This is a genomic window from Micromonospora ureilytica (assembly GCF_015751765.1).
Classification (GTDB): domain Bacteria; phylum Actinomycetota; class Actinomycetes; order Mycobacteriales; family Micromonosporaceae; genus Micromonospora; species Micromonospora ureilytica.
In genome coordinates this window covers 4,718,987-4,735,730 of the sequence record NZ_JADOTX010000001.1, presented here as the reverse complement: position 1 = coordinate 4,735,730, position 16,744 = coordinate 4,718,987, and the positions used below count along the sequence as shown (strand labels likewise).

The window sequence follows — 16,744 nt, the reverse complement described above, 5'->3', positions numbered from 1 at the left end:
ATCGGGAGGGTCGGCGGGGGACAGGTACGACCGATCGGCCGCTCCGGCTCTGCGGGTGCCCCGCGGGGTCGGAGCGGCCGATCGCGCACCACGGCGGCCGGTCCGATCCGGCCGGTTCCACGGCAGCTAGGCTGCACCATCGCTCGCACTCCAGGAGGTTGCGCTGAGACTCGAACTGCGCGGCATCACCAAGCGGTTCGGTGATCTGGTCGCCAACGATCACATCGACCTGACGGTGGAGCCTGGAGAGATTCACGCCCTCCTCGGCGAGAACGGCGCGGGCAAGTCGACACTGATGAACGTGCTCTACGGGCTGTACCAGCCCGACGAGGGCGAGATCCTGGTCGACGGCAAGCCGCTGAAGCTGAAGGGCCCATCCGACGCGATCGGGGCCGGGATCGGCATGGTGCACCAGCACTTCATGCTGGTGCCGGTCTTCACCGTCGCCGAAAACATCATGCTCGGCGCGGAGCAGGTCAGGGGCGGCATCGCCGGCTTCCTGGACCGGCGTCGGGCCCGGCGCGAGGTCACCGAGGTGTCCGAGCGCTACAACCTGCGGGTCGACCCGGACGCGGTGATCGAGGACCTGCCGGTCGGCATCCAGCAGCGAGTCGAGATCGTCAAGGCGCTCACCCGCGACGTCGACCTGCTCATCCTGGACGAGCCGACCGCGGTGCTCACCCCCCAGGAGACCGAGGAACTGCTGACGGTCATGCGGTCGCTCAAGGCGGCCGGCAAGTCGATCGTCTTCATCACCCACAAGCTCGGCGAGGTCAAGGCCATCGCCGACCGGATCACCGTGATCCGACGCGGAAAGACCGTCGGCACCGCCTCGCCGGAGGCCAGCCGGGACGAGCTGGCCGCGTTGATGGTCGGGCGCAACGTCCGGCTCACCGTGGACAAGACCCCGGCCACGCCGGGCGACCCGGTGCTGGAGGTGGCCGGGCTGGTCGTCGACGACGACCGGCAGATCCGTGCGGTCGACGGCATCGACCTGACCGTGCGCGCCGGCGAGGTGCTCGGCGTGGCGGGCGTACAAGGCAACGGTCAGACCGAGCTGATCGAGGCGATCATGGGCCTGCGCCCGGTGCTCGCCGGCACGGTCAGCCTGGCCGGCGACCGGATCGACGGTTGGAAGCCCAAGAAGGTGCTCCGGGCGGGCGTCGGCTACGTGCCCGAGGACCGCAGCGTGGACGGCCTGGTCAAGGAGTTCAGCGTCGCGGAGAACCTGGTGCTGGACATCTACGACCGGCCGCCGTTCGGGGCCGGGCTCGCGCTGAAGCCGGACGCGATCGCCGCCTCGGCGAAGGAACGGATCGAGCAGTTCGACGTCCGTACCTCATCGGCCGACGCGGCGGTGGGCACCCTCTCCGGCGGCAACCAGCAGAAGGTGATCGTGGCCCGGGAGCTGTCCCGGCCGCTGAAGCTCTTCATCGCCGCCCAGCCGACCCGTGGCGTCGACGTCGGGTCGATCGAGTTCATCCACAGCCAGATCATCCGCGAGCGGGACATCGGCACCGCCGTCATGGTGGTCTCCAGCGAACTCGACGAGGTGATCGGGCTGGCCGACCGGATCGCGGTGATGTACCGCGGTCGGATCATCGGCATCGTCGGACCGGACACTCCGCGTGAGGAGATCGGTCTGCTGATGGCCGGCATCAGCCCGGACGAGGCACACGACGCCACCGCAGCACCCGCCGCCGACAAGCCCGATGCGGCATCCGCCGCCGACAAGCCCGGTACGGCGTCCGCCGCCGACAAGCCCGGCGTGCCAGACGGGAGCCCGGCAGGCGACGCGGGCTCCGCGAGCGAGGACAAGGCATGACCAATCCCCCCAACCCGCAGTCCGGCTCGCCGGACAAGGAGCCGGCGAGCGAGGCGCAGGCCGCGCAGAACGCGCTCGGCAACACCGAACGGGCCGAGGTGGCGACCGAGCCGGACCGCTCGGTGGCGAAGCCGGACCCGGAGCCGGAGTCGAAGCCGAGCCTGGGCAGGTTGTTCCTGGACAACCTCTGGGCGGCCAACACCTTCACTGTCACGCTGCTGTCGTTGGTGCTGGCGATCGTTGTCGGCGCGGTGCTGATGATCATTTCTGATCCGGCAGTGCTCTCCACCTACTCGTACATCACCTCCCGCCCGTCCGACGCGATCAACTCCAGCTGGACGCTCGTCAGTGAGGCGTACGCGAACCTGTTCAAGGGCTCGATCTTCGACCCCGAGGCGTTCTCCGGCTGGTTGGACGGCGCCAACGGCTGGCAGGCCGTGCTCGCGCCGATCTCGGAGACGCTGACCTACGCGGCGCCGTTGGTCTTCACCGGTCTGTCGGTGGCGCTGGCCTTCCGTGGCGGCCTGTTCAACATCGGCGCCCAGGGGCAGGCCACCATCGGCGTCATCATGGCGGCGCTGGCCGGTTTCCTGCTGCCGTTGCCGCCCGGCCTGCACCTGTTGGTGGCGGTGCTGGCCGGCGCGCTGGGTGGAGCGATCTGGGGTTTCATCCCCGGCATCCTCAAGGCCCGTGCCGGCGCGCACGAGGTGATCAACACGATCATGCTCAACTACGTCGCCACGTACTTCCTCACCTGGTTGATCGTGCAGAACGGCGTGCAGGACCCGACCCGCACCGACGCGATCAGCAAGGCGGTGGACACCTCCGCCCAGCTGCCCCGACTGCTCGGCGACAACCTGCGGGTGCACGCCGGCATCCTGCTCGCCGTGCTGGCCACCTGGGCGGTCGCCTGGTTGCTCAACCGCTCGACGCTCGGCTTCGAGCTGCGCGCGGTCGGCGCCAACCCGGACGCCGCCCGGACCGCAGGCATCAGCGTCACCCGGACGTACATCCTGATCATGGTCTTCGCCGGCATCCTGGCGGGCCTCGGCGGCTCGAACATGGTGCTCGGCTCCACCGCCAGCGCGTTGACCCCGCTGGTGGTCGCGCAGATCGGCTTCGACGGCATCCTGGTGGCGCTGCTGGGGCGGGTGAAGCCCTGGGGGGTGTTGCTCGCCGCGCTGCTGTTCGGGGCGCTGCAGGCCGGTGGTAACCGGATGCAGTCGTACTCCGGGATCTCGCTGGAGCTGGTGACCGTGCTCCAGGCGCTGATCGTCATCTTCATCGCCGCGCCGGCCCTGGTGAAGGCGATCTTCCAGCTCCGGGCCGCACGCGCCGCCCGGTTGCAGACGAGCCTGGCGAAGGGCTGGTAACTCATGTCCACCATGGCTGTCCCCGACATCGCCGTCGCCCCCGTCGACGAGGGCTTCTGGACCCGTAGCCGCAAGGTCGGCCTCACGCTGCTGGGGCTCGGTCTGCTGTCCGCGGTGCTCTTCGGCGCGCTCGCCACCGACCAGCAGGCCCGGTTCACGCTCAGCGACGACGCGGCCGGCGCCGCACTGGAGATCAACGGCACGATCGGGGCGATCCTGTTCGGGATCATCACGATCGCCGCCGGCGCGGCGCTGCTCGCCGGAGTGCCGAAGCGGTGGTTCCTTCCCGTGCTCGGCGTCGGGCTCGTCGGGTTCGTGCTGTCGTTCCTCTGCTGGCAGGTCTCCGCCGCGCCGGCCGGGCAGAACTTCATGCCACTTGTCAACATCATCCGGGGCACGTTCATCCTGGCCCTGCCGCTGATCTTCGGCGCGCTCGCCGGGGTGCTCTGCGAACGCTCCGGCGTGGTCAACGTGGCCATCGAGGGTCAGCTGCTGATGGGCGCGTTCAGCGGCGCCCTGTTCGGCAGCCTCTCCGGCAGCGTCTGGGTGGGCCTGGTCGCCGCAGCGCTCGGTGGCGCGTTCATCTCGCTGCTGCTGGCCGTCTTCGCCATCCGCTACCTGGTCGACCAGGTCGTCATGGGCATCGTGCTGAACCTGCTGGCGGTCGGCGTCACCGGCTTCCTCTACGAGCGGCTGATGCAGACCGACGCCGCGAAGTACAACAGCGCGCCCCGCTTCAGCAACTGGGAGATCCCGTTGCTGAAGGACATCCCGGTGCTCGGGCCGGCGTTGTTCCGCGGCAACATCTTCCTCTACGTCGGGCTGCTCCTGGTGCTGGTGATCCACATCGGGCTGTTCCGCACCCGGTGGGGGCTGCGCACCCGCTCGGTCGGCGAACACCCGATCGCCGCCGACACGCTCGGCGTCAAGGTGCTGCGGGTGCGCTACCGCAACGTGCTGCTGGCCGGCGTGGTCGCCGGCATCGGCGGGGCGTCCTACACGCTGGCGCTCTACTCGTTCACCAAGAACATGATCGGCGGTAAGGGCTTCATCGCACTGGCTGCGCTGATCTTCGGCCGGTGGAACCCGACAGGCGCGTTGCTCGCCGCGCTCTTCTTCGGTTTCGCCGACCAGCTCGCCACCTACCTGGGCGCGATCAGCAGCTCGATCCCCAGCCAGTTCCTGGCCATGCTGCCCTACCTGGCGACCATCCTGGCCGTCGCCGGGCTGGTCGGCCGGGTCCGGGCACCGGCCGCCGACGGCAAGCCCTACATCAAGGGCTGACCCGCGCAGGCGCGCCCGGCGGGCCTCCCCGCCGGGTGCGCCCCGTGCCCATCCAGCCCCTCCCAGGAGTACGCCCAGACGTGGCGCATCGCGAAACAGCTGTCGTGCCCGATCAGCCACCGTCGCTGCGTGAGTCCGTTCCGCAGGTCGATCATCGGCGACCGGTGAGGGTAGAAGGTCGCGGAAGTGCGCCGATCGCCGCAGTGACACGTGTCCTCTCCCATGATCAGGTGATGAGAAGTAGGTGTCAGGGGGCGTCTCTGACCTACTTTTCATCGCCTGATCATGGGAGGGGGTGCGGTGGCGCGGCCGAGTCTCCGAAGGGTGCCTGTGTACCCGGCCCTGCCCGCTTCTGACCTGGGCTCCTTGGGCAGAATGGTGGCATGACCGACATTGACTGGGCGCGGCTGCGTGCCGCCGCCACCGAGGCGATGCGGCACGCGTACGCGCCGTACTCGACGTTTCCGGTCGGCGCGGCCGCGCTGGTCGACGACGGCCGTGTGGTGGTCGGCTGCAACGTGGAGAACGCCGCGTACGGGGTGACGCTGTGCGCCGAGTGCGGGGTCGTTTCCAGCCTGCACGCCACCGGCGGAGGCCGACTCGTCGCGTTGTCCTGCGTCGACGCCACCGGTGAGCCGCTGATGCCGTGTGGTCGCTGCCGGCAGCTGCTCTGGGAGAACGGCGGGCCGGAGTGCCTGATCGAGAGCAAGACCCGGCCCCTGCGGATGGCCGAGCTGCTACCGCACGCCTTCGGCGTGGAGGACCTGGAGGCCGTTACCGGGGAGACGCCGGTGCCGGTGGTCCCGGAACGGCTCGCTGCCTGGCGCGGGCGCGGCACCGTCTTCGTGCACCCGGACATGTCCGCCGGCCAGCAGGTCTGGACCGCGTACTGGGAGCGGTCGGCCGGTGACGACGCCGGCGCCGAGACCGGCGTGCTGGAGGAGGCGCCGAGCTGGGACGACCCGGCCGAGGCGATCACCTGGGGCTTGGCCCGGACTCCCCGTGTGGTGGTGGTCGACGCGACCGGCACCATCTTCTGGGCCGGCGAGGGTGAGCCGCCGGCTGAGATCCCGGTGCGCTGGGCTGCTGGTTGAGCTTGGGGTTTGGGTTGGTTGCGGTTGGGGGCCGGGGCCGACCGTGCCCGGCTCTGGGCGGTCAGGCTTGATCCCTCCGCCGGGCACGGTCGGCCCCGGCCCCGTCGTGGGCACCCGCCGTCCATCGGGCACGGTTGCGGGGCGGCATCTCCATTCGACTAGGGAAGATCTTCTGATGAGTAGTGCTTTTGCTGCGGTTGACGTTATTCGGGTGAAGCGGGACGGGGGTGTGCTGTCGGACGCGCAGATCGACTGGGTGGTCGACGCGTACACCCGGGGGGTTGTCGCCGACGAGCAGATGTCCGCGCTGGCGATGGCGATCCTGCTCAACGGCATGACCGGGCCGGAGATCGCCCGGTGGACCGCCGCGATGATCGCCAGCGGTGAGCGGTTGGACCTGTCGGCGGTACGCCGGCCGACTGTCGACAAGCACTCCACCGGCGGCGTCGGCGACAAGATCACTCTGCCGCTCACCCCATTGGTGGCGGCGTGTGGCGCGGCAGTGCCGCAGCTGAGCGGCCGGGGTCTCGGGCACACCGGCGGCACACTGGACAAGTTGGAGTCCATCCCGGGCTGGCGGGCCACGGTGAGCAACGACGAGTTCATCGCCCAGCTGGACGAGGTCGGTGCGGTGATCTGCGCGGCCGGTGCCGGGCTCGCCCCCGCCGACCGCAAGCTGTACGCGTTGCGCGACGTCACCGGCACCGTCGAGGCGATCCCGCTGATCGCCAGCTCGATCATGAGCAAGAAGATCGCCGAGGGCACCGGGGCGCTGGTCCTCGACGTCAAGGTCGGCTCGGGCGCCTTCATGAAGTCCGTCGACCAGGCCCGCGAGTTGGCGCGCACCATGGTCGAGCTGGGCGGCGCGCACGGTGTGCGGACGGTCGCCCTGCTCACCGACATGTCCACTCCGCTCGGCCTGGCGATCGGCAACGCGGTCGAGGTGACCGAGTCGGTCGAGGTGCTGGCCGGTGGTGGACCCGCCGACGTGGTGGAGCTGACCCTCGCGCTGGCCCGGGAGATGCTCGACGCCGCCGGTTTGCCGGACGCCGATCCGGCTGCGGCGCTGCGCGATGGCCGGGCCATGGACTCCTGGCGGGCGATGATCCGGGCGCAGGGCGGCGACCCGGACGCGCCGATGCCGACGGCCGCCGAGGTGGAGGTGGTCCGCGCCGAGCGGGACGGGTACGTCGCGGCCGTCGACGCGTACGCCATGGGGGTTGCGGCGTGGCGGCTCGGCGCGGGTCGGGCGCGCAAGGAGGACCCGGTCAGCGTGCCGGCCGGTGTGGTGTTGCACAAGCGGCCGGGTGACGAGGTGCGGGCCGGTGACCCGCTCTACGAGCTGCATGCGGAGGACGCGACGCGGATTCCGGCCGCGCTGACCGAGGCTGCGAACGCGGTGCGGATCGCGTCGACGGCGCCGGCGGCGACGTCGTTGGTCATCGAACGCATCGGCTGATCGATCCGGCGTCGCCCTGGCGTGGTGCCGGTCACCTGGGAGCGCTATTGTCGCAGGCCAAGGGGGGACAACCGGCCTTGCGCCGGCGCGAGCAGACAGGAAGATCCGCCGTGACCGTTGCTGCCCCCGACCCACGTGAGGTGCGCGAGGCGAGCCTGGACGAGCTGTCCCGGCTCGGCCTGCCGTTGCCGCCGGCCCAGTTTCCGCTCGTCTGGGAGCCGGGTGACCAGATCGACCTGCGACCGACCGCGGAGATCGAGGCGCGGATCGCGGTGCTGCACCTGATCCTGGCCCGCTGCTTCGGGATGCCCCCGCAGGCGGCGATGAGCTGGCTGCTCGGTTCGCACCTGGTCGACATGGTCACCCCGCCGGAGTGGCAGTTCGTGATGGGCGGCAAGGGCGACCACCGGTCGTTCGTGCTGCACCACGACGCGCTCTTCGCGCTGGCCTGGGTGCTCGGGCTGAGCAAGCAACTCGACCCCACCCTGGCCGTCGACGAGCGGCTGGTCGAGCGGCTGCCGCACATCGCCGAGGGGGAGACCTTCCCGCACTGGCGCTCCCGGATCCTCACGGCGCCGCAGCACCCGGCCGACGCGGCAGCCCTGCTCGACCTGCACTACTGCCTGGACTGGGCGTACCTGGAGACCGAGCGCGGCGGCCGACGTGCGCCGGGTCTGGTCGACGCGAACGCGATCGGGCAGCGGCGTTGGGCGCTGGAGTGGGCGGTGATCCTGCGCGGGCCGTACCACGACGAGCCGCCCGGCTGGGAAGAGGTCGACCTCTCCACCTGAGGTCAGTGGGGCCGGTACGCGTCCACCCGGACCGCCACAGTCACCCGGACCGGCTCGGGCAGGGCCGCCAGCCGGGTGGCGAGCGCGACCGGGTCGGTGTGCCAGGCGCTGGGGCCCATCCCGACCACTGTGGCGACCTCCGGTCGGGTCAGCGCCAGCTCCGCGCGGTGCCCGGCCGAGCTGACCAGCGTGAAGTGCCCGCCCAGGCTGTCGGCCACCCGGTCGGCCTTGTCCGGGTCCACCCGCAGCAGGTCGAGGGCATCCACCAACTCGGCGAGGTGGTCGGTGTCGGGCGTGACCACCAACAGCGTCCCGGCCGGATCGAGCACCCGGTGGAACTCGGTGCCGTTTCGCGGGGCGAAGACGTTCAGCAGCACGGCGGTCGAGGCGTCCGCGAGCGGCAGTCGCTGCCAGGTGTCGGCGAGCGCGGCGGCGGCCCGGGGATGCGCGCGGGCCGCGCGGCGCAGCGCCGGCTTGGAGACGTCCAGGGCCAGACCCACGGCGTCCGGCAGCGCCGCCAGGACCGCGCCGAGGTACCGGCCGGTGCCGGCGCCGGCGTCCACCACCAGGGGGTACGCCCCGACGTCGGGTGTCGGCGTCGCGCGGAGCCGGCCGACGGCTTCCGTCGCGGCGTCGACGAGGGCGGCCGAGATGACGTCGTAGTGGCCGGCGGCTTGGAAGTCGGCGCGGGCGGCGACCATCTCGGCGGTGTCACCGACGTGCGGCGCGCGACCGGTGAGCAGGTTGACGTACCCCTGCCGGGCGATGTCGAAGCTGTGCCGGCGCAGGCAGCGCAGCGCACTTGTGGTGCCGGCGGTCGCCTCGGTCAGCGGCTCGCCGCAGACCGGGCAGCGCAGTCGGTCGAGGATGCGGGGGTCCACGTCAGGCCTCCGCCGCGGGCTGCGGCCGGGTGGCCCGCAGGCTCGGGTCGGCGAGATGGTCGACCACCCGGTGGGTGAGCGCGCCGAGGGCGTCGACCTCCGCGGGGGTGAGCAGGTCGATCAGGTGCCGGCGGACGGCGGCCACATGACCGGGTGCGGCGGACTCGATGGCCTGCCGGCCCGCCGGGGTGAGCACGACGATCGAGCCGCGGGCATCGTCGGCGCACTCCTCGCGGGTCACCAGGCCACGCTGCTGCATCCGGCTCAGGTGGTGGGAGAGCCGGCTACGTGACCACAGCATCCTGTTTGCCAGCTCGCTGAGGCGCAGGCGCCCCGGGGGTGTCTCGGAGAGGTCGGACAACACGTCGTAGTCCGGCTCGGAGAGGCCGGCGTCGTGGGTCAGCTCCCGGGCCAGCTCCAGGTCGAGCAGGCGACGCATCCGGCGGTAGCCGCGCCAGGCGCGGTCCTCCCGCGCGTCCAGCCAACGGGGTGCGTCCATGTTCCCAGTCTAGCCATCTTGTTGACATGTCATCGAAAGCCCCCTACGTTCGATGACATGTCAACAAACCAGCTGTGGGAGCTGTTCGGTCAGCGCGGGCGCGGGGTGCTGGTCACAGTGCGCCGGGACGGGCGGCCCCAGCTGTCCAACCTCGACTACCTGGCCGAGCCGGGGTTGATCCGCTGCTCCACCACCGGCGACCGGGCGAAGGTGCGCAACCTGCGCCGCGATCCCCGGGCCAGCTTCCACGTGACCACGCCGGACGGCGGCGCGTACGCGGTCGCGGAGGGGACCGTGACCCTCAGCGAGCCGGCCGTGGCCACCACCGACGAGACGGTCGACGAGCTGGTCGAGGTCTATCGCCGAATTCGCGGCGACCACCCGGACTGGGCGGACTACCGCGCCGCCATGGTTGCCGACGGACGGCTCGTGATCCGCCTCGACGTGCACCGGGTGTACGGCTGGCGGCCGTGACGCCCGGCCGGTCCCGTACAGGTGCGCCCAGGCTGCTGACTAGGGTCTGAGCATGGTCGCAACTATCCGGTACGAGGACATTGTCAAGGTCCCGAAGGCGCTGCTGCACGACCACCTCGACGGCGGGCTGCGGCCGGCGACGATCGTCGACCTGGCCGCCGAGGTGGGCCACGAACTGCCCGCCACCGACCCGGAAGCGCTCGGACGCTGGTTCGCGGACGCGGCGGACTCCGGCTCGCTGGAGCGCTACCTCGAGACGTTCGCGCACACCGTGGCGGTCATGCAGACCGCGCCCGCGCTGCGTCGGGTGGCCCGCGAGTGTGCCCTGGACCTGGCCGCCGACGGAGTGGTCTACGCGGAGGTGCGCTTCGCCCCGGAGCAGCACCTGGAACGGGACCTGAGCCTGGACGAGGTGGTCGAGGCGGTGCTGGCCGGGTTCGCCGAGGGCACTGCCCAGGCGGTCGAGGCGGGCCTGAGCATCCGGGTGGGCACCCTGCTGACCGCGATGCGGCACGCCGCCCGCTCGCAGGAGATCGCGGAGCTGGCCGTACGGCACCGGGACGTCGGGGTGGTCGGCTTCGACATCGCCGGCGCCGAGGCGGGCTTCCCGCCCACCCGACACCTGGACGCCTTCGAGTACCTCCAGCGGGAGAACTTCCACTTCACCATCCACGCCGGCGAGGCGTTCGGTCTGCCGTCGATCTGGCAGGCGATCCAGTGGTGCGGAGCGGACCGGCTCGGCCACGGAGTGCGGATCGTCGACGACATCGCCCCCGACGGCTCGCTCGGTCGGCTGGCCGCGTACGTCCGGGACAAGCGGATCCCGCTGGAGCTGTGCCCCTCGTCGAACGTGCAGACCGGCGCGGTGGCCTCGATCGCGGACCACCCGATCGGCCTGCTGCGGGACCTGCGCTTCCGGGCGACCGTCAACACCGACAACCGGCTGATGAGCGGCACCTCGATGTCGCGGGAGATGTCGCTGCTGGTGGAGACGTTCGGCTACGGCTGGAAGGAGTTGCAGTGGTTCACCATCAATGCGATGAAGAGCGCCTTCATCCCGTTCGACGAACGGCTGCGGATCATCGATGAGGTGATCAAGCCGGCGTACGCGAAGTTGCTGGCCTGAGCTCAGCCGTGTGGGTGGCCGGCGAGCAGGCCGGCCACCCGGCGCAGCACCTCCCGCGCCCGCGCCGCCTCCGCGCCCAGGCCCATCTGCCGACGTAGCACCGCGGGCTCGGCCCGCAGGAGCGCCACCCCGCGCCGAACCAGCACCCGGGGCGCCTTGCGCTGTTCGGACAGGTCACGGGCGAGTCGGCGCAGGAAGGTCGCCCCGCGCGGACGGCGCAGCGCGTACGCCCCGGCGAGCAGGCCACGGCGACGGCACTCCTCCACGATCTCGGCGGCGAAGATCCCTTCGGCCACGAAAAGTGGCGATCCGGCGACATCAAATGGCCGGGTGGCTACCCGTCGATCCGCGCCGATCGCATAAACCGGCACATCGGCACGACCCTCGCGGGCAAGTCGGGCAATGATTTCGACCGCACTGGGGGCGTCCCAGGACTGCGGTGATTCCCAATCCACCTGCCCGTTTCGTCTGGGCAACGTAGGGTCATCGCCGTCTTTATAGAAGTCGTCCAAGCAGAGCACCGGCAAACCGGTTTGCTGCGCTATGTACGACTTTCCGGACCCAGATGGGCCGGCCAGTAGGACAACTCGGTGCGGATGTTCCATTACCTTCAGTTACTCCGGCCAGACAGACTGCTATCAAATCGCATCAACATCTCATCACACCTTCGGTTGGGGACAACCTGGGCTTTCTTCTTGTCGACCGGCGTGATGGAATCTCGGGGGTCCGACCCGCCGGGTCGGTCGCTGGGCGTTGCCCGGGGCAACGCGTTCAAGCTGTAATCGCGAGGGCGGTGACGTGAGCAAACGGCCAAAGACGGCGGGCTCCTTCCTGTCGCGGCTGGGCCGGCCGGCCAGTCGGCTCCAGGACATGCCGATCTGGTCCAAGCTCGGTCTCATCATGATCGTGCCGACCATCGCCACGGTCGTCGTGGGCACCAGTGGTCTCGTCGACCACGTGGAGACGCTCAACAATGCCAACCGAGCTGGCGATCTGGCGAACCTGTCGAGCTATTCAGGTGACCTGGTCGACAGCCTGCAGGACGAGCGGACCGCCGCCGTGCTGCTGCTGGGCGCGAACGGGACGCAGCCGACCGCTCAGTACCAGGAGGCCTACAACCGGGTGAACGCCCGGGTGGATCAGGACGCGGCCCCCTACCGGCAGCAGCGGACCGAGGTCGAGGACCTGCCGAGCAGCCTCGAGGGTCTGCTCGACAGCATCGACCAGAACCTGCAGGACCTGGCGGGCGTCCGCAGCCAGGTGTTCAACGGAAAGCTCGCGCTCACCGAGACCGTGCAGGCGTACGAGGGCCTGATCAGCGACCTGCTCGCCATCCGCGACTCGTCCACGCAGCTCGCCGGTGACAACCAGCTGAGCGACCGGATGCGCGCCGCCGCGGCGGTCGCCCGGGAGAAGGAGTTCCTGGCCGTACGCCGGGTCGTCGTGCACCGCGCGCTGGGCGTTCAGGGCCGACAGCGCCTGACCCCGGCTCTGCGCAGGGACTACGTCGCCAGTGACACCGGCCAGCAGCAGGCCCTGCAGAGCTTCAAGGCCGTCGCCACCCCGGACGACGCGAAGTTCCACGACCAGACGGTCGCGGGCGGCGACCGCCGGCAGGCACAGAACTACACCGGCTGGATCGACGGCAACACCACAGGCGACATGCGCGGTGCGCCGTTCGGCCCGGACCAGTGGGAAGCCGCCATGACGGCCAACGCCAAGCTGATCCGCACCGTCGAAGTGAAGCTCGACAGTGAAGTGGTCGACCAGGCCGACACCCTCCGCTCGGACGTCCAGCGCCAGGTCTTCCTGGAGACCGGCCTGCTGCTCAGCATGCTGCTGCTGGCCATCCTCTTCGCCTACCTGGTGGCCCGCTCGATGGCCCGCTCACTCCGTGAGCTGCGGCAGGGCGCGCTCTCCGTGGCCCAGTACGGCCTGCCACAGGCGGTGGCCCGCCTGCGCGACCCGCAGGTCGTCGGGCAGCTCTCCCCGGTGCAGCTGGCCAACCAGATCGCCGAACCGCTGCCGGTGCGCAGCAAGGACGAGTTCGGCCAGGTGACCGAGGCGTTCAACGCCGTCCACCTGGAAGCCGTTCGCACGGCCGCCGAGCAGGCGGCACTGCGTGCCTCCGTCGCGACCATGTTCGTCAACCTGGCCCGCCGTTCCCAGATCCTGGTCGACCGCCTCATCGGGCACCTCGACCGGCTGGAGCGCGGCGAGGAGGACCCGGACCGGCTGGCCGAGCTGTTCCAGCTCGACCACCTGGCCACCCGGATGCGCCGTAACGACGAGAACCTGCTGGTGCTCGCCGGTGCCGACTCCACCCGTGTGCAGCGTGAGCCGGCCGCCCTCATCGACGTGCTGCGCGCCGCGCAGTCCGAGGTCGAGCACTACACCCGGATCGACTTCGGTGTCATCGACCGCGACATCGAGGTCGCCGCGCACGCGGTCAACGACCTGGTGCACCTGGTCGCGGAGCTGTTCGACAACGCCACCGCGTTCTCACCGCCCGACTCGCAGGTCATGGTCGAGGCTCGCCGTGTCGGCGACCGCTCCTCGCTGTACGTCGAGGACCGCGGCATCGGCATCAGCGCCGACCAGCTGCACGACCTCAACGAGCGGCTCGCGACGCCGCCCCAGGTGGACGTGGCCGTGTCCCGGATGATGGGCCTGGTCGTGGTCGCCCGGCTGGCGTCGCGGCACGGTGTCCGGGTCGAGCTGCGCCCCGGCAGCGATCGCGGCACGGTCGCCGAAGTGAGCCTGCCCACCTCGGTGCTGGTGCCCCGGGCGCTGTCCGGTCGGGTGCAGCAGCCTCCGGCGTTGCCGGCGGCCGGTACTCACCAGTTCGGTGGTCCGCAGTCCGGTGCTCACCAGTTCGGTGGTCCGCAGTCCGGTGGTCCTGCGCCGGTCTTCGGCGCGCTGCCCGCGCTGGGCAACGGCCCCCGACCGAGCGAGTCCGGTAACCAGGTCACCCTGGGCGGTCGTCCGTTCGACCCCGCTTCGCGCAACGGTGCCGGCACCCCCGCCAACGGCGGCGCGTACCGCTCGATGCCGGCCTGGTCCGACCTGACCGGCGCGGCCGGAACGAACGGCGTCAACGGCGGCGACGGGTTCACCCCGCGCTCGGCGAACGGCCCGGGGACCGACCCGCTGCCGCAGCGCCGGGCCGGCGACGAGACCCCGACCACCGGCCAGCAGCCGTCCATTCCGCGTCAACTGCCGAGCAGCCCCGAGGCGCACCCGTACTCGGCGCCGCCGGTCTCCGCGCAGCCCTACTCCGGCGCGCCGGTCTCCGCCTCGCCGGCCTCCGGGCAGCCCTACTCCGGGCAGCCCTACTCGGGTGCGCCGTACGGCGGCGCGCCGGTGTCCGCCGCTCCGGCGTCCGGGCAGCCGTACGCCGGTCCGCCGGTGTCGGCGTCGCCGGTCTCGGCCTCGCCGGCGTCCGGTCAGCCGTACTCGAACCAGCCGTACTCGGCGCCGCCCGCCTCTGGTCAGTCGTTCAGTGGCTTCGCGCCCCGATCCGCCCCGCCCGCGCAGGCAGCCAGCGCCCCGGCACCGCCGGCCTGGCCGCCAGTGCCGGGTAGCGACCGGGACACGGCCACCCCGCCGGTGCCCGAGCGGCTCGCCGCTGCGCTGGACATGACGACGGAGCTGCCGCGTGTGCCGCGACCCGGCGAGCAGCCGGCCGCAGCCCAGCCTCCGGCGCCGACCCCGGCTCCGGCCCCGCAGACTCGGCCGACGCCGCAGCAGCCGCAGGCACAGAACCGTCAGCGGTACGCGGACGAGACGATGGAGCTGCCGATCTTCCGGGAGCTCGAGTCGGCCTGGTTCCGTACCCGTCGCCCCGGCTCCGAGGAGACCGCGGCCGGCGGCCAGCCAGCGACGAACGGCGACTCCGCGACCCAGCAGTTCGCCACGGTCGAGGCCACCGGTCGGGCAGTCCACAAGACACCACCCGGGACGACAGGTAACACACCGATGGCAGACACTCCGACGGTCGGAGGAGCGCCGCGGGACAACGGCTCCACAGCGAACGAGGGCACCCGCCCCAGCCTCGCCGAGAGCCTGCCGAACCGCAGGCCCCAACCGCAGAGCAACGGCTGGCAGACCGCCGCCGACGACGGCTGGCGTGCTGCCTCCGCGGCGGCCGGCGCGACGCCGGTGAGCGAGACCACCACGACCGGTCTGCCGAAACGCAAGCCGATGGCGCAGCTGGTGCCCGGCGCGGTGGAGAAGCCCACCACCTCGGTCCAGCGGCGCTCCCCGGAGGCGGTCCGTGGCCTGCTCTCCGCCTACCACCGGGGCGTGCAGCGAGGGCGTAGCACCTCGGACAACCCGACCAGCCCGGAGGCAACTCCGGGAGGGCAATCCTCGCAGTCTGGCTCAGGCCCGGTGGCCGGGAGCGGGCAGAAGGAGCAAGAAGGATGACAACTACGCAGGATCTTGGTTGGCTGCTGGCCAACTTCGCCGACCGGGTGCCCGGCGTCGCGCATGCGGTCGCCGTATCGGCGGACGGCCTACTCCTCGCGTCGTCACGGGATCTGCCGCGTGACCGGGCAGACCAGCTCGCCGCGATCTCATCGGGTCTGGTCAGCCTGACCCAGGGGGCGGCCCGCTGCTTCGAGGGAGGCGCGGTGTTGCAGACCGTCGTGGAGATGGACAATGGCTTCCTGTTCCTGATGTCCATCTCGGACGGCTCGTCCTTCGCCGTGCTGGCAGCCCGCAGCTCCGACGTGGGCCAGGTTGGCTACGAGATGGCGCTGCTGGTCGACCGGGTGGGCGACGCGCTGACCCCGCAGCCGCGTGCGGCTGCGGGCATGCTGGGCTGACGTTTCGCCGATCGTGAGGTCGGCGCGACCGCAACAACGACAACGACGGGTTTCACCGGTGGGAGCCGGTAACGGGTGCGAAGGAGGTGAGCGGCGAGATGGCCGATCGTGACGAACCGACCGGAGCGTTGGTCCGTCCATACGCCGTGACCCGTGGTCGCACCCGTCCCCGGCTCGACATCGCGCTGGAGGCGCTCGTCGAGACGACGGTGCGCGGCCGTACCGCTGCCAATGGCAACGGTGGTGGCCGCGAACACCAGTACATCGCCGCGCTGTGTGACGGTCGCGTGCAATCGCTCGCGGAGATCGCGGCGCGGATGCAGCTCCCGCTCGGTGTGGCCCGGGTGCTCATCGCCGACATGGCGACGGACGGCCTGGTCGCGGTCCACGAGCCGACCATTTTGGACGACTCCGACGACGCGGTGGGCACTGAACTGCTGGAGAGGGTGCTGAGTGGACTTCGCAGGCTCTGACATGTCGCACCGCCCGCCGAACCCGAGCGGCCGCGTGACGTCGGCGAAGATCGTTATCGCCGGTGGATTCGGCGTCGGTAAGACGACGCTGGTCGGCTCGGTCTCGGAGATCACGCCGCTGACCACCGAGGCCATCATGACCTCCGCTGGCGTGGGCGTCGACGACACCCGGCAGGTGCCGGGAAAGACGACGACCACGGTGGCCATGGACTTCGGCCGGATCTCGATCGACCGTGACCTGATCCTGTACCTGTTCGGTACGCCGGGTCAGACCCGTTTCTGGTTCATGTGGGACGAACTGGTGCGGGGTGCGATCGGTGCGGTCGTGCTGGTGGACACTCGCCGGCTGGCCGACTGCTTCGCGGCGATCGATTTCTTCGAGCACCGACGCCTGCCGTACCTGGTGGCGATCAACTGCTTCGACGGGATGCAGTACCACGACCCGCAGGACGTCCGGGACGCCTTGGCGATCTCGAGCGACGTGCCGGTGGTGGCCTGTGACGCCCGTAACCGGGAGTCGACGAAGCACGTGCTGATCTCGCTGGTCGAGTACGTGCTGACCATGCGTCGTACGCGCGCCGTCGCCCCGGCCTGATCGCGGCGCTGCACGCCCCGGTGGTGGCTCCGGCCGCCACC

At 70.9% G+C, this 16,744-nt stretch carries 15 protein-coding genes; 12 read left to right on the top strand and 3 right to left on the bottom strand.

Annotated elements, in window-relative coordinates:
* Positions 1-163: 163 nt before the first annotated feature.
* The 6 genes from IW248_RS21385 (at position 164) to IW248_RS21360 (ending at position 7,826) form a co-directional block, all read left to right on the top strand.
* Positions 164-1,825, top strand: a complete 1,662-nt coding sequence (locus tag IW248_RS21385; protein ID WP_196930300.1) for an ABC transporter ATP-binding protein — start codon at positions 164-166, stop codon at positions 1,823-1,825.
* Positions 1,822-3,198, top strand: coding sequence for an ABC transporter permease (locus tag IW248_RS21380; RefSeq protein ID WP_196928409.1), 1,377 nt, complete (start codon positions 1,822-1,824; stop codon positions 3,196-3,198). The genes IW248_RS21385 and IW248_RS21380 overlap by 4 nt, the downstream gene beginning before the upstream one ends.
* 3 nt (positions 3,199-3,201) lie before the next feature.
* A complete protein-coding gene (locus tag IW248_RS21375; protein WP_124820386.1) occupies positions 3,202-4,482 on the top strand; it encodes an ABC transporter permease in 1,281 nt (426 codons plus the stop codon).
* 383 nt (positions 4,483-4,865) lie between these two features.
* The gene (locus IW248_RS21370; protein WP_196928408.1) at positions 4,866-5,576 is read left to right on the top strand and encodes a cytidine deaminase; all 711 of its coding nucleotides are present in this window, start codon (positions 4,866-4,868) and stop codon (positions 5,574-5,576) included.
* A 175-nt stretch (positions 5,577-5,751) separates the two neighbouring features.
* Entirely contained in the window at positions 5,752-7,035 is a 1,284-nt protein-coding gene (locus IW248_RS21365) for a thymidine phosphorylase (RefSeq protein WP_196928407.1), read from the top strand.
* A gap of 110 nt (positions 7,036-7,145) precedes the next feature.
* Positions 7,146-7,826, top strand: coding sequence for a DUF4272 domain-containing protein (locus IW248_RS21360; RefSeq protein WP_124820390.1), 681 nt, complete (start codon positions 7,146-7,148; stop codon positions 7,824-7,826).
* Positions 7,827-7,828: 2 nt separating this feature from the next.
* Here the strand turns inward: IW248_RS21360 and IW248_RS21355 are convergent, their stop codons facing one another.
* Positions 7,829-8,707, bottom strand: coding sequence for a putative RNA methyltransferase (locus tag IW248_RS21355; protein WP_196928406.1), 879 nt, complete (start codon positions 8,705-8,707; stop codon positions 7,829-7,831).
* A 1-nt stretch (position 8,708) separates the two neighbouring features.
* Positions 8,709-9,206 carry a MarR family winged helix-turn-helix transcriptional regulator gene (locus IW248_RS21350; RefSeq protein ID WP_196928405.1) on the bottom strand — a complete coding sequence of 166 codons (498 nt, stop codon included), beginning with the start codon at positions 9,204-9,206 and terminating at the stop codon, positions 8,709-8,711.
* 57 nt (positions 9,207-9,263) lie between these two features.
* Here IW248_RS21350 and IW248_RS21345 point away from each other — a divergent pair, with 57 nt between their 5' ends.
* Both IW248_RS21345 and IW248_RS21340 read left to right on the top strand, forming a co-directional pair.
* On the top strand, positions 9,264-9,680 hold the full coding sequence (locus IW248_RS21345; protein WP_196928404.1) for a PPOX class F420-dependent oxidoreductase: 417 nt from the start codon (positions 9,264-9,266) through the stop codon (positions 9,678-9,680).
* Between the two features lie 52 nt (positions 9,681-9,732).
* Positions 9,733-10,806: an adenosine deaminase gene (locus tag IW248_RS21340; protein WP_196928403.1), complete on the top strand. Its 1,074-nt coding sequence runs from the start codon at positions 9,733-9,735 to the stop codon at positions 10,804-10,806.
* A 2-nt stretch (positions 10,807-10,808) separates the two neighbouring features.
* On the opposite strand, the gene IW248_RS33180 is transcribed toward IW248_RS21340, so the two are convergent.
* Positions 10,809-11,102 (bottom strand): hypothetical protein, encoded by a 294-nt coding sequence (locus tag IW248_RS33180; protein ID WP_231392511.1) that lies wholly within the window; start codon positions 11,100-11,102, stop codon positions 10,809-10,811.
* A 502-nt stretch (positions 11,103-11,604) separates the two neighbouring features.
* On the opposite strand from IW248_RS33180, the gene IW248_RS21330 reads away from it, so the two are divergent.
* The 4 genes from IW248_RS21330 (at position 11,605) to IW248_RS21315 (ending at position 16,703) form a co-directional block, all read left to right on the top strand.
* The gene (locus IW248_RS21330; RefSeq protein ID WP_196928401.1) at positions 11,605-15,234 is read left to right on the top strand and encodes a sensor histidine kinase; all 3,630 of its coding nucleotides are present in this window, start codon (positions 11,605-11,607) and stop codon (positions 15,232-15,234) included.
* Positions 15,231-15,635 (top strand): roadblock/LC7 domain-containing protein, encoded by a 405-nt coding sequence (locus IW248_RS21325; protein ID WP_030329023.1) that lies wholly within the window; start codon positions 15,231-15,233, stop codon positions 15,633-15,635. The genes IW248_RS21330 and IW248_RS21325 overlap by 4 nt, the downstream gene beginning before the upstream one ends.
* A gap of 98 nt (positions 15,636-15,733) precedes the next feature.
* The gene (locus IW248_RS21320) at positions 15,734-16,108 is read left to right on the top strand and encodes a DUF742 domain-containing protein (RefSeq protein ID WP_124820399.1); all 375 of its coding nucleotides are present in this window, start codon (positions 15,734-15,736) and stop codon (positions 16,106-16,108) included.
* 1 nt (position 16,109) lies between these two features.
* Complete coding sequence (locus IW248_RS21315; RefSeq protein WP_007455465.1) at positions 16,110-16,703, top strand: GTP-binding protein; 594 nt, start codon at positions 16,110-16,112, stop codon at positions 16,701-16,703.
* The last annotated feature ends 41 nt before the right edge of the window (positions 16,704-16,744 follow it).